The following is a 12,448-nucleotide window of genomic DNA, read 5'->3' as shown; positions in this document are numbered from 1 at the left end:
CCCGCGAATGACCGACACTGCCTCCGCCTCCACCTCCACCGCTGTCACGGACACCGACGAGTACGAGCACCTCCGCCGCAAGCGAAAGGAGACACAGGGGACCGTCGAACTGGCCGAGGTCGTCGACGTGTGGGTCGGGACGGACGAAGTCGTCCTCCGCTGTCGGTTCGACTGGGCGACCGAGCCGACGCGGCTCGGCTACGACCTGAACAGCGACCGCGGCGTCGCCAGGCTCGAACGGCTCTGTGAGAGCAACGGACTGGCCTTCGAGCAGGCCGACCACCTGGAAGGGTCACTCGTCGAACTCCAGTACAGCGGCCAGCGCTGGGTCCCGACGGCCGAGGCCGGCTACGAGCAGGGCCAGGGCTCGGTCGGCGAGACGTTCCGCGCCGAACTGGAACTGCTGGCCCGGGAACTCGCCGGCTCGCCGGCCATCCTCCGCCGGGGCGTCCGGCGGGTTCGGTCCCTCTCGATGACACAGACGATCATCGCCGTCGTCCTCGTGAAGAAGCTCCTGATCGTCGCGCTGATCGCGTACCTCCTTCTGTAGCTCAGTCGTCGGTCATGGCCGGCGCGCTCTCGGCGTCCGAGCCGGCCGCCGCTTCGGCCGTTCCCGTCTCGAACTGCGCGAGTTCGGCCTGGAGCCGGTCGGCGTCGTCGACGAACGACTCGACGGAGTCGACCATCTCGGCGACGGCCGTGTCCTGCTGGGTGGCCGTCTCCGCGACGGCGTCCGCGTCGGCGGCGGTGTCGGCCGCGATGTCCCCGATGTCGTCGATGAGTCCGACGACCTGTTGTGCGGTGTCGGCCTGTCTGTTGGTCGCCCGGTCGATCTCCTGGATGCTCTCGTTGACATCGACGGTCGCGTCGACCACGTCGTCGAGCGTCGTGATCGTCGAGGAGATGGTGTCGCTCCCGCGGTCGACCGCCGACTCCATGGTGTCCATGGCCTCGACGCTGTCGCCGACCTGACCCCGCAGCGTCTCGATCAGTGCCTCCACGTCGCCGGTGGCGCTCTGGGTCTCGGCGGCGAGGTTCTTGATCTCGTCGGCGACGACGGCGAAGCCTTCGCCCGCCTCGCCGGCCCGAGCGGCCTCGATCGAGGCGTTCAGCGCGAGCATGTTCGTCTCCTCGGCGATGTTGTCGATGACCTCGACGATCTCGGCCATGTCCTCGGCGATCTCGTCGAGTTGCTCGACCTCCGAGGCGGCCGACATCGACTGGTGGCGGATGGCGTCGACGGCGCTTTGGGCCTCCGAGGAGGACTGCTGGGCGTCTCGACCGAGTTCCGCGGCCGTGTCGCTGCGCTCCGCGATCTCGGTCACGGAGGAGGCCATCTCCTCGACGGTGGCCGAGAGGTCGCTCATCTCGTCGGCGGCCTCGCCGAGTTGACTGCGTTGTCGCCCGGCACCGTCGGCGATGTCCTGAACGGAGTTCGAGACCGTCCGGACTTCGCTGCGAACGTCCCGCCCGGCGTCGGCGACGCCCTCACTCTCGGAGGCGATCCGGTCCGAGACGGTCTGGCCCTGGTCGACGGCGCGTTCGAGGGCGGCCAGCGTGTCGTTGATCGCCTCGCCGACGGCCACCATCGCGTCGCTCATGCTGTCGGTGTCGACGCGGGCGGTCAGGTCACCGTCGGCTGCCGCCCGCAGCGTGTCGCCGTACTGCTGGGCCTTCAGTTCGAGGTGGCTGCTGAGCGCCTCCATCTCCGTGCGCTCCTGTTCCGCCTGCTCGCGTGCTTCCTCGGCCTCGGACTGTGCGGTTTCGGCTTCCTCCCGGGCCTCGTCGGCCGCCTGGATCGTCTCGCCCATCGATCGAGCGGTCCGTTCGAGCGTCTCGTAGGTCTCGCCGATCTCGTCGACCCGATCGACGCCGAAGTCGATGTCGTAGTTGCCGTTGTCGATCGCGACGACCTGCTCGTTGATCTGGATGATCGCCCGGTAGAGCTCACAGTAGCCCAGAAACCCCGTCACGAGGACGATTCCGGCCGCGAAGGCGACCGCGGGAAGCGCCTGTGAGAACAGCGTCGCCGCGATCGCCGGGCCGACGACGACGGAGATCAGTGCCAGCGCGAACAGCCGCGCGCCGAAGTTCCGTCTGAGCGGCCCGGGGAGCGCCGGTTCGACGGCCATCGGGACCGCGCCGACGGCGGCGAGGAACTGTCCGAGCCGGCGTTTGCCGGCGATGGCAGTGGTCATGGGTCTCCCTCCGATCCGAACCGCAAGCCTCGATCGCAGCGTGTCGACCAGTCGCTCATGCCACCGGATACGGCGCTGACGAGCAAAAAGATGGGACTCCCGGTTATCAGGACTGATACGGGCCGTCCGTCGCGGCGGTCAGTTCGTCGTCGTGATCTCGACCACGTCCCGGTGGGCGAGTTCCGTGTCCGCACCGACCTGTCGACCGGACCGCACGTCGTGGGCGTGCAGGAACCCCTCGCCGATGTCGGTGTGCAGGAAGTACGCGAAGTCCTCGGCGGTCGACCCGTCCGGCAGCACGAAACAGTCCTGCAGGAAGGTCCCGTCCTCCTGGGGTTTACGCGCGCCGGGGAAGACGGCGATGGCGCCCAGTTCCTCGAACAGCGCCGTCTCCAGGACCGGCTGGACGCCGGTGCCGCCGAACTCTGTGACGAATTCGCGGATCTGTTCGAGACCGGCGGCTTTCTCCTCGGGGAGGTCGGCGGTCACCTCGAAGTCGTCGTCGCCGGGCCGGTAGTCAAGCACGTCCTGTTCGTCGCCGTTTTTCAGCGCCTTCTCGGCGTGGGCCGACACCGGGACGAACGTCAGGTGCTCGTAGTCGGGGTCCTCGGTGACCGTCTCCCAGTTGGCCTGAGCGGCAGGCGTGTCCATCTTGTTGGCCGCGACGACCATCGGCTTCGTCCGGATGCGGATCTCCCGGGCCAGCCGTTCGCGGTCCGCGGCGTCCCAGGTGTCGGGGTCCAGTTCCAGTTCCAGCGCGAGGACGACCTGCTTGATCTCCTCCTCGCTGATCTTGAACGCGGACATCTGTTCGGCGAGGTCAGCCTCGATGTCGGCGTCCTCGCCGTGATACCCCGAGCGGTAGCGCTCGATGCCTTTCTCCAAGATGTCGAGATACCACATATCGAGTTCGTTCTCCAAGAAGTCGATGTCCTCGCGGGGGTCGTGGTCATCTGTGGGTTCCCCTTCGAGATCCGTCTCGCCGGTGAAGTCGACCACGTGGACCAGTACGTCGGCCTCGTTGAGGTCGGAGAGGAACTGGTTCCCCAGGCCCTTGCCTTCGTGGGCACCTGGGACCAGGCCGGCCACGTCGACCAACTGGGTCGGGACGAAGCGGACGCCGTCCGAACAGTAACCGTGGTTGGGCGTACAGGCGTGGTCGAACTCCGGGGCCGCACAGTTTACCCGGACGTAGGCCTCGCCCACCGAGGGGTCGATCGTCGTGAACGGGTAGGCCCCTTCGGGCACGTCGTTCATCGTCGCCGCGTTGAAGAACGTGGACTTGCCGACGGAGGGTTTGCCGACGAGTCCGATCTTGTAGCTCATTGGAAATCTAGAGTCGGATCGGCGGCTAAAACGTTGTCAAAGCGAGCGAGAGCGTGTGTGAGTGCCATGCACGGGATCGGCAGTCCGGCGCGCTCGACTCATACGGTGTCGAACACGATCACCGCCCCGTCGACCGCACCGCTCTCGTCGAACAGCGGCGCGCCGTGGACGACGATGTGGAGTTCGGACCCGTCGCCGGCCTCGCCGACGTATCGGACATCACGGATCGGCTCGCCGGTGTCGATGACCCGTCGATACGGCAGGCGGTCGGCCGTGACGACGGTGTCGTCAGACTCCCTGAGCGTCCACGACACGTCCGGATACGCTGCCGCGTCGAGTTCCGAGGCCGGTGCGCCGAGTATCGCTTCTGCCCGGTCGTTCCAGCGACTCACGCTCCCGTCGCGGTCGTGGACGACGATGGCCATCGGCGTCGCGGTGAGGATTCGGTCGAGTCGGCGTTTCTCGCGGCCCAGCCGCTCGACGGTCCGGGCGTGGTCGATCGCGTTCAGCAGCCGGTTCGCCAGCAACTCGAACTGTTCGAGTCCCGACCCCTTCTGGAGATAGTCCGTGACGCCGGCCGAGATCGCGTCGCTGGCGACTTCCTCCGATCCTTTCCCGGTGAACAGGACGAACGGGATCGACGAATCGCGCTCTCTGACGGTCGCCAGCAGCGCCAGCCCGTCGATCCGGGGCATCTCGTAGTCGCTGACGACGGCGTCGAACGACGCCCCTTCGAACCGATCGAGCGCCGCGTCGGGATCGCTCTCGGTGGTCACGTCGAACCCGTGCTCGCTCTCCAGTACGGTCTGTGCCAGTTCGAGAAACGCCGGATCGTCGTCGACGTGGAGCACGCGGATCGAGTCGGTCACGGACGGTTCACGTTCGCTCTTCGGTTCCTGCCGGAATATATCCCCCTGACTTCAGTCACTCGCCGACCCGTTCGCGGGCCGCGGCCACCACCAGCGGGAGCGTGATGGTCGCGTCGGCGTACACGGAGACGTTCCGGGCGTCTTTCTCCAGTTTCCCCCACGACCGGGCCTCCTCCAGGGTCGCGCCCGAGAGGCCGCCGGTGTTGGAGGGGTCCATCGTCAACTGGACGGCGTAGTCGTAGGCGTCCGGCGAGACGAGCATCGTCTGGAGGACGTAGTTCTTCGGGACGCCACCGCCGACGACCATCGCGCCGGCGCTGTCGGCCTCGTAGGCGATGTCGGTGATGTCGGTCATGTCCGCCAGCGCGTCCAGGGTAAAGTCGCTGGTCTGGGAGTACATCCAGGCCTGGAGGCCGAGCACCGAGTCCTGGACGGCCGGACAGTACACCGGCACGTCGTGCTCGTAGGCGGCCGCCAGGATACCCGCGTCCTCGGCGACGTTCTCGCGGTCGTTGACCTCACTGTTTGCCCGCCCCAGTTCCTCGGTCATCCGCTGGATCGGGACGGCGCCTTCGGGTTCGAGTTCGGAGAACACCTCCTCGCGGAGGTGGCTCTCGAACAGCGCGAAGTGTTCCTGGGGGAGATAGACGTTGTAGATGCGGTCGACGCCCTCGTCGCGCAGCGTCTCGTCGTGTTCGCGTTCGGTCTTCTCCGGCGGCGTCACCTCGCCGTGGTGGTGCTTACCGCCGATGGCCTCGATGCTGTCGTGCGTGCAGTTCGCGCCCGTCGTCACCAACACGTCGATGTGGCCGTCCCGGATCAGTTCGCTCACGATGGCCCGCATCCCGGTCGGGACCATCGCCCCGGCCAGCCCGAAAAACGTCGTCACGTCGTCGTCGAGCATCTCGCTGTAGATATCGACGGCCTCGTGGAGGTCGCTGGCGCCGATCCCGGCCTCCCCGTAGCTGTCTGCCAGTTCGCCGACGGTCATCCCCGCCCGGACCTCGGCGTGCCCGATCGGATCGTGGTGGAACGTCTCCCGGTCCTCGTGGTCAGTCATCGTCGCAGTGTCCGACGGCCGTCGGTTTCAACCGACCGGTTCCGTCACACATCGCGCGCAGGGCAAATCACATACGGGTGGGAACCGAGAGGGCACCAATGGCAGCCGAGACAGTCGGGAGTCGCCTCGACGAGGCGACCTGTGAGCGACTCCGGACGCGGGTGGCGACGGTCGGCGATCGCGACGAACTTCCGGTCACCGCTCCCTACACCGGTGCTGTCGTCGGGACGGTCCCACGCTGTCGACCGGCGGATGTCGCGGCCGCGGTCGACCGGGCACGGTCGGCACAGTCGGCGTGGGCAGCGCGGTCGATCGAGGACCGGGCGCAGGTCCTCGATCGGTTCGCGGACAGCGTCCTCGCCGACCGCGAGCGACTGCTCGACGCGATCCAGGTCGAGACCGGCAAGACCAGATTCGACGCGCTGACGGAGGTCCTCGATGTCGCCCTCACTGCCGGCTACTACGCACAGCACGGCCCCGGCCAGGTGGGGGCCACCCGCCGGGACAGCCGACTCCCCGGACTCACCCGCGTCGAGACCGACCACCACCCGGTCGGCGTCGCGGGGTTCGTCGAACCCTGGAACTACCCGCTCACGCTCGCGATCTCGGACTTCCTGCCGGCGCTGCTCGCCGGCAACGCGGTCGTCCTCAAACCCGCCGAGGAGACGCCGTTTACGGCCCTGCTGGCCCACGAACTGCTCGTCGACGCCGGCGTCCCCGCCGATCTCGTTCAGGTCGTCACCGGCGAGGGCGCGCCGCTGGGCGAACCGCTGATCTCCCGGGTCGACCAGATCACGTTCACCGGCAGCACGGCGACGGGCCGGGAGATCGCCACACTGGCGGGCAAGCACCTCGTCGACGCCTCGCTGGAACTGGGCGGGAAGAACCCTGCGGTGGTGCTGGCCGACGCCGATCTCGACGCCGCGGTCCGGGCGCTCGTCTGGGGGAGCTACGCCAACGCCGGGCAGTTGTGCATCTCCTTCGAGCGAATCTACGTCGAACGGCCAGTGTACGACGAGTTCCGTGACCGGTTCGTCTCGGCGACCGACGCACAGACGCTCGGTGCCACCTTCGACTACGGCCCCGATGTCGGATCGCTGGTCAGCGAGGCCCAGCGCTCGGTCGTCGAAGAACACGTCGCAGACGCTCGCGAGCGCGGTGCGACCGTCCTGACCGGCGGCCGGCGCCGCGACGATGTCGGGCCGCTGTTCTACGAGCCGACCGTGTTGGCCGACCTCCCGGAGTCCGCGACGGCCGCAACCGAGGAGACGTTCGGGCCGGTGGTCACGGTCGAACCCGTCCCCGACGCCCAGGCGGCGGTCGAGCGGGCCAACGCGACCGACTACGGCCTCCACGCGAGCGTCTGGACGGCCGACCGCGAGCGAGGGGTGGACCTGGCGAACCGGATTCGGACCGGGTCGGTGTCCGTCAACGACGCGTTCGTCGGCATGTGGGGGTCGACGGACGCGCCGATGGGCGGCGTCGCCGACTCCGGCGTCGGGCGCCGCCACGGTCCGGAGGGGATCCGGAAGTTCACCGAGGTCCAGACCGTCGCGACCCAGCGCGGGCCGCCGCTGGTCCCCGCCGAGTCGATCCCGACCCGCTTTCTCGCACGCGCCGCGACACTCGGTGTCCGGACGGTGCGCGAACTCGGACGGCGATGGCCGCCCTGGGAGTGACGCCCCCTCAGTCGGTACGTGCCGCGACCGCGTCGTCGAGGTCGGCAAGCGGGACCGTCGGCGCAGAGACCGACGGGGTCGCCAGGTCGCGTTCCGTGAAGCCGGTCCCGGTCGCGACGAGGACGACCTCGTCGTCCGGTTCGAACGCCCTCTGTCTTCCCAATGCTCGCGCGCCAGCGAGGGCCGTCGCACACGCGGACTCGACGAACAGCCCCGTCCGTTCGGAGAGGGTCCGTCGGGCGTCGAGGATCGCGTCGTCGTCGACCGCCAGGACACCCCCGCTCGTCCGCCGAGCGGCCGCGAGCACCCGGTTCCCGCTGGGTGGGTCCGCGTTCGCGATCGAGTACGCGACCGTCTCGCCGCCGTCGACCGGCGCGACGGTAGTCTCGCCGCGGTCCCAGGCCGCGGCGATCGGTGCACACGCCGCCGCCTGGACGAAGTAGAGCCGCGGGCGCTCGGTGACGACGCCCGCCGCGAACAGCTCCTCGATCCCCTTCCAGATGCCGCTGGCGTGGCCCCCGCTCGACACCGGGAGCACGATGGCGTCGGGAACCGACGGCGCGAACGCCGCCAGTATCTCCAGGCCGGTCGTCTTCTGGCCGGCCACGCGGGCCGGCGCGTCCGAGTTGACGACCGCGATGTCGTGTGCCCTGCCCAACCGGAGCGAGGCTTCGTAGAGTCGACCGTACTCCCCTTCGATGCGGAGGATCGTCGGGTCGTAGCGCGCCAGGAGCGAGAGCCGTTCCTGGGGTACGTCCGCCGGGACGAACACGAGACAGTCGAGCCCCGCGCTCGCGGCGTGTGCCGCCATCGACCGGGCCATGTTCCCGTGCGAGACCGTGGCGACGGTCCCGGTCTTCGCCATCGCGACGCCGACCGCGCTCCCCCTGTCTTTGAACGTCCCGGTCGGGTTCGACCCCTCGTACTTCACCGAGACGGTCGCCCCGACATCGCCGTCCAGCCGATCCGTCCGAACGAGCGGGGTCCCGCCCGCGGACGCCGCGAGCCCGGTCGGCGTCACGGCCGGCAGGAGAGCGCTGTAGCGCCACATCGACCGATCGGTGTCGGCGGGCCACTCGAACCCGGTCGGGTCGGTGTCGAGCCAGAGCGGTTCGCCACACGAACAGCGATAGCGGTCGCTCTCGCTCGTGGTCGCTCCGCAGGCGTAACAGCGTAGCCGGTCCATGTGACCGGTAGGGCCTACCGCCCCGTAGCGCAAGGGGCTACTCGGCGATCGGGGTGTCCGATCGTACGGAGAGGGCAAGCCCCAGCGCGAGGATCGCCAGCACGATGAGGAACAGCGAGACGGCCGACCGGAACGCCGCCGCGCTCGTCTCCGGCGGGGCGATGGCCGGCACCACGAGGTAGCGCGCGGCGACGGCACCGACCACGGCCAGGCCGAGCACGATTCCCGTCCCGGTGACGTGGACGAACTCGCTGTCGGTCGTCCCCGCCGCACGGCCCAGTTGGGCGCCGATACTGCTCGCGTGGGCGCCGGCGTCCCAGACCAGCAGCGTGGCGGCGGCGCCGGCGATGACTACTACGGTCGGGACGCCCAGTTCCGCCCCGAGCAGGATCGTCAGGAACAGCACCGCACTGCCGAGTGCGAACCCTCCGGCGGGCTGGGGGAGGAAGCCACGCTGGCTCAGCATCGGCACGACGGTGACGAGGACGCCGACCAGCAACGCGGCCGTCACCAGGCCGCCGAGGACGATCGCTGCCGGCCCGATCACCCACGAGACGGCCGTGTTCCCGCCGAAGAGACCGACACCGAGCAGCGGGAGGATCGCCGTCCCGACTACCGTCGCGGCGACGGCGACGATCCCGCCGGCCTGCAGCGAGAGCGTGGTCGCGGGGTCGTCCCCGAGCCAGTCGACGACCCACCGCTGGAGGCCACTCACCAGCAGGATGCCGACCAGTCCGACGCCGATCACGACCAGCGGGACGTGCAAGAGCCCGCTCAGCGCCGCCCGGAGCACCGGCCCGACGACCGGCGTCCCGACGAGGAAGGCGTTGAACAGGACGTGGCTCTGCGGGAACAGCGCGACGACACTCTCGACACCGAGCACTGCCCAGGCGGCGACGGGCACTTCGTGTCTGGACAGTCCCACGTCCGACAGCGTCTCCAGCGGCCGGTCGCCACTGCCCGGGTCGGGAAGCCAGCCTTCAAGCACCGGCACGACCCGGTTCAACAGCAGGAGGACGGCGACTGCGACGATCTGGAGGGTGACGAACCCGACAAGCGGCGTGATCGACGCGATCCCGGTCACGCCCAGCACGAGGCCGCTCACGACGCTGTACTGCGCGTTGATACTCAGGAAGACCGCGAGGACGATCCCGACCAGCAGCGCGTTCCCGCTCTCTCTGAGCGCGGCCCCGAGGCGGTTCTCGTCGTCGATCGATTCTGTGACGGCGTCGAGCAGGACGTACGTCGTCCCGAGCGCCAGCCCGAGGTAGGCGGCCAGCCTGCTCCCGCCGGCCGCCAACACCACGGTGAGCGCGAACCCGACGACGCCGGCGACTGCCATGACGCTCCCGGCCGCGATACGCGCGTTCGACTCCTCGCCCAGCGCCCACGCCCCACCGGCGATCAACACCGCGCCGCCGACCGCCGAGACGACCGGGAGCGGGTCGCCGATGCTCACGCCGACGGCCAGCGCCGTCACGACCGCGAGGACGCCCGCGAGCGTCGCCGTCGAGCGGACCGGCCGCGTGTCGATCCCGCGCTCGCTGTCGCTCACGCCGACCACCGTCCCATGGCCCGCACGAGCGCCTTCGACAGCGGCTGCTCCGGCTCCCAGTCCACGACCCGGACGGCGCTGCGCAGGTCGTCGACGCGTTCGTCCCTGTCGAGGGCTTCAAGCGTCGCACCCGGCGTCTCGCTGGTGGTCACGTCCGGGGTCACCAGCGTGACCGCGTGTCCGTATGCCGCGAAGCGCTTGGCAACGTCGGCCGCGGCGTCGTCCAGGAGCGGGCTGCAGAACACGAGCTGTGCCTCGTCCGGGATCGATCGCTTGAGCGTCTTGACCGGGTTCCCGCCGTCCGCGACGCCGTAGCGCTGTTCGACCTCGTCGATCCCCTGGAAGAACCGCTGCCCGTCCAGGTCGCCGACCGACCAGTCGGTCCCGCTGACAGTCGCGGTGCCGTCGCCGTGTCCGATCTCGTCGAGCAGGAACTCCCTGACCCGACGGGCCTGGACCCTGTCGGCGGACGGACGGAGATACGCACAGGAGTCATAGACCGCCGCGCCGACGTGGTTCTCCTCGTCCAGCAGGGCGGTCGCCAGTCGCTCGGCGGCGTAGGTGCAGTACTGGACGGCGTTTGGCGCCCGCGGTTCCGCGGCGACCGGGTACCGTGCGTCGACCAGCAGGACGACGCTGGCAGCCTTCGTCTCCTGGAACTCCACGGTCGCCAGTTCGTTGGTCCGGGCGAAGCGGTTCCAGTCGATACGGCTCATCGGGTCCGCGGACTGGTACTCGCGGATCGAGTAGAACGCGACGCCTTCGCCGGCGGCGTCGGCCTGGATCCGTCCGGTCTGTGGCAGCGTCTGTGGGGGCATGTCAAGTCGTTCGGCGTCGGTCGAGCAGTCCAGGTCCGTCCCGATGTCGGCGGTCGTCCGGTACTCGGCACCGCCGGTGAGGTTCCGACACACCACGGTCGTCTCGCCGAAGCCGTGTTCGCCGCGACGGGCGGTGACCGTGTAGCTGAACGACGCCGACTCGTCGACATCCAGCGTCGTGCCAAAGCGTGGCGACCCCTCGATCACGCCGAGCCGGTCCGGGACGCCGTCGACGACCCGAACGTCGGGCAGGTAGTCCAGGCCGTCGTTGCGGACGGTGACCGTCGCTTCGACTTCCTGGCCGGGCAGCGGGGCTTCCGGCTCCAACGCCCGGGAGACCGTCAGCTTCGGCTCCGGGACGCTCGCCGCCGCCTCGTAGGCGGCGTAGACCAGTCCGACGACGGCGACCATGAACACGGCCGTGTTGCCGGTGACCACGCCGACCGCGCCGGCGACCAGTGCGACCCAGATCCCGATATCGCGTCGCGCGTCCAGCCGCGTACTCATCGGAGATCACCCCGCTCGACGCGGCGGATCGCGTCAAGCGTCGCGTTGACTCTCCGGTCGAACGCCTCGCCGGAGGCCCAGTCCCGGAGCTGGACGCCCAGCGACGGTTCGGCCACCGTCTCGTTCCCGAGGAAGGAAGCCGCCCGCTGGTCGTCCGTCCAGGTCCCCTCGTCGATGGCCGCGGCGGCCGTCGCGTCGGGGACTCCCGTCGAATCCACGATGACTCGCTTGGCGGTCTCGCGCAGTTCCCGACGGATGTCGGCCGCGTAGCTCGCCTCCAGCCCGTTGTAGGGGTCGACCCGGCCGTCGATGCTCTCCAGCAACTCGTCGATGTCCGCGCCGACGACCGTCTGTTCGGTCCCCTGAGTCGATTCGGGGTTCGCCGCGGGCAGTTCGACCGTCTCGTCGCTCGCGTACTCCGGGGACTCGTGGCGATCGTACAGGCCGTACAGGCCCAACGCGCCGACGACGGCCCCCAGTAGCGGTGCAGCGCCGCGCAGCTGTCGGACGGCGTCGGCCGCGGCGACCGTCTCCACGAGGCCGGGGAAGGTCGCGACCACCGCGGCGGCGGCCAGTGCGGCCAGCCCGGCGAACGCGAACACGAGCCAGAGCCGACCGGCCGGCTCGCGCTCGATCGTCGCGTCGACGGACGCACGTGCGGCAGTGGCGTCGTCGGTGTCCGCGTCAGCCCGTCGCTGGTTGGCCTGTTCGTCCGCGCGCTCGACGGTCTCGGTGTCGACGGCGAGCTTTTCGTCCGCCGGCTCGACCGTCTTGGTCTGGCTCATCGCTCGTCACCTCCCTTGCGAATGTGATCCAGGGCGTCGCGGGCGGCTTCCGTCCGGGAGCTGGTCGCGTCGGCACCGCCGTACTCGATCGCCCGGAACAGCTCCGTGAGTCGGCGGACCGGCGCGGCCGGCAGACCGATGTCGATGGCCTTCCGGGCGTACTCGCCGGGTGTCGTCGCGGCGGGGTTCCGGACGGGAACGAGGTCGACCATCGACTCCCAGGCTTCCCGGAGCGACGGCGGTTCGGGCTCGCGCCCGGCAGCCGCCGTCGGCCCCGTGGTCCGGGCGTCCTCGGTCGTCGGCTCGTCGGGCTCCATGAAGTCGGGCCGTGTGAGCCCACCGCGCAGCGACGCCAGCAGGCCACCGGAACTCCCGAGCGACCCGAGCGCCTGCAGCGGCGCGGCGAGGACGGCACCAGAGCGACCGGGAGCGCGCCGACGCTCCGGCCGACTATCCGCCCGAACG

Annotated in this window: 12 protein-coding genes; 2 read left to right on the top strand and 10 right to left on the bottom strand. The window is 69.7% G+C overall.

Translation table 11 applies throughout. From position 1 onward, the window contains the following. Window positions 1–7 precede the first annotated feature (7 nt). Window positions 8–550 carry a hypothetical protein gene (locus P1L40_RS03440; RefSeq protein WP_284009913.1) on the top strand — a complete coding sequence of 181 codons (543 nt, stop codon included), beginning with the start codon at window positions 8–10 and terminating at the stop codon, window positions 548–550. Window position 551: 1 nt separating this feature from the next. Here P1L40_RS03440 and P1L40_RS03435 read toward each other — a convergent pair whose 3' ends face one another. From P1L40_RS03435 to cas5, 5 genes are all read right to left on the bottom strand, one after another. Continuing rightward, window positions 552–2,198, bottom strand: coding sequence for a methyl-accepting chemotaxis protein (locus P1L40_RS03435; RefSeq protein WP_284009912.1), 1,647 nt, complete (start codon window positions 2,196–2,198; stop codon window positions 552–554). Window positions 2,199–2,336: 138 nt separating this feature from the next. Then, window positions 2,337–3,524: a redox-regulated ATPase YchF gene (locus P1L40_RS03430; RefSeq protein ID WP_284009911.1), complete on the bottom strand. Its 1,188-nt coding sequence runs from the start codon at window positions 3,522–3,524 to the stop codon at window positions 2,337–2,339. A 98-nt stretch (window positions 3,525–3,622) separates the two neighbouring features. Next, a complete protein-coding gene (locus P1L40_RS03425; protein ID WP_284009910.1) occupies window positions 3,623–4,393 on the bottom strand; it encodes a response regulator in 771 nt (256 codons plus the stop codon). 55 nt (window positions 4,394–4,448) lie between these two features. Then, window positions 4,449–5,453 (bottom strand): deoxyhypusine synthase, encoded by a 1,005-nt coding sequence (locus tag P1L40_RS03420; protein ID WP_284009909.1) that lies wholly within the window; start codon window positions 5,451–5,453, stop codon window positions 4,449–4,451. Between the two features lie 67 nt (window positions 5,454–5,520). Beyond that, window positions 5,521–5,652, bottom strand: a complete 132-nt coding sequence (cas5, locus tag P1L40_RS23475; RefSeq protein ID WP_379772802.1) for a CRISPR-associated protein Cas5 — start codon at window positions 5,650–5,652, stop codon at window positions 5,521–5,523. On the opposite strand from cas5, the gene P1L40_RS03415 reads away from it, so the two are divergent. Further along, window positions 5,615–7,132, top strand: a complete 1,518-nt coding sequence (locus tag P1L40_RS03415; RefSeq protein ID WP_419181187.1) for a succinic semialdehyde dehydrogenase — start codon at window positions 5,615–5,617, stop codon at window positions 7,130–7,132. The genes cas5 and P1L40_RS03415 overlap by 38 nt on opposite strands. A gap of 7 nt (window positions 7,133–7,139) precedes the next feature. Here P1L40_RS03415 and P1L40_RS03410 read toward each other — a convergent pair whose 3' ends face one another. The 5 genes from P1L40_RS03410 to P1L40_RS03390 are packed head-to-tail and all read right to left on the bottom strand — an operon-like array spanning window position 7,140 to window position 12,300. Next, window positions 7,140–8,318: a threonine synthase gene (locus tag P1L40_RS03410; protein WP_284009907.1), complete on the bottom strand. Its 1,179-nt coding sequence runs from the start codon at window positions 8,316–8,318 to the stop codon at window positions 7,140–7,142. A gap of 37 nt (window positions 8,319–8,355) precedes the next feature. Next, window positions 8,356–9,873, bottom strand: a complete 1,518-nt coding sequence (locus tag P1L40_RS03405) for a DUF7519 family protein (protein WP_284009906.1) — start codon at window positions 9,871–9,873, stop codon at window positions 8,356–8,358. Further along, window positions 9,870–11,198, bottom strand: a complete 1,329-nt coding sequence (locus P1L40_RS03400) for a DUF58 domain-containing protein (RefSeq protein WP_284009905.1) — start codon at window positions 11,196–11,198, stop codon at window positions 9,870–9,872. Before P1L40_RS03400 ends, P1L40_RS03405 begins: the two co-directional genes overlap by 4 nt. Continuing rightward, a complete protein-coding gene (locus P1L40_RS03395; protein WP_284009904.1) occupies window positions 11,195–11,983 on the bottom strand; it encodes a DUF7269 family protein in 789 nt (262 codons plus the stop codon). Before P1L40_RS03395 ends, P1L40_RS03400 begins: the two co-directional genes overlap by 4 nt. After that, window positions 11,980–12,300 (bottom strand): DUF4129 domain-containing protein, encoded by a 321-nt coding sequence (locus P1L40_RS03390; protein WP_284009903.1) that lies wholly within the window; start codon window positions 12,298–12,300, stop codon window positions 11,980–11,982. The genes P1L40_RS03395 and P1L40_RS03390 overlap by 4 nt, the downstream gene beginning before the upstream one ends. Window positions 12,301–12,448 lie beyond the last annotated feature (148 nt).

The organism is Haloarcula pelagica, assembly GCF_030127105.1.
Taxonomy (GTDB): Archaea; Halobacteriota; Halobacteria; order Halobacteriales; family Haloarculaceae; genus Haloarcula; species Haloarcula pelagica.
This window is presented reverse-complemented; position numbering and strand designations above follow the sequence as displayed.

Coding starts and splice junctions, on each gene's coding strand:
- P1L40_RS03395 (WP_284009904.1), bottom strand. CDS start 11,983: ATGAGCCAGACCAAGACGGTCGAGCCGGCGGACGAAAAGCTCGCCGTC.
- P1L40_RS03435 (WP_284009912.1), bottom strand. CDS start 2,198: ATGACCACTGCCATCGCCGGCAAACGCCGGCTCGGACAGTTCCTCGCC.
- P1L40_RS03420 (WP_284009909.1), bottom strand. CDS start 5,453: ATGACTGACCACGAGGACCGGGAGACGTTCCACCACGATCCGATCGGG.
- P1L40_RS03400 (WP_284009905.1), bottom strand. CDS start 11,198: ATGAGTACGCGGCTGGACGCGCGACGCGATATCGGGATCTGGGTCGCA.
- P1L40_RS03430 (WP_284009911.1), bottom strand. CDS start 3,524: ATGAGCTACAAGATCGGACTCGTCGGCAAACCCTCCGTCGGCAAGTCC.
- P1L40_RS03390 (WP_284009903.1), bottom strand. CDS start 12,300: ATGGAGCCCGACGAGCCGACGACCGAGGACGCCCGGACCACGGGGCCG.
- P1L40_RS03440 (WP_284009913.1), top strand. CDS start 8: ATGACCGACACTGCCTCCGCCTCCACCTCCACCGCTGTCACGGACACC.
- P1L40_RS03410 (WP_284009907.1), bottom strand. CDS start 8,318: ATGGACCGGCTACGCTGTTACGCCTGCGGAGCGACCACGAGCGAGAGC.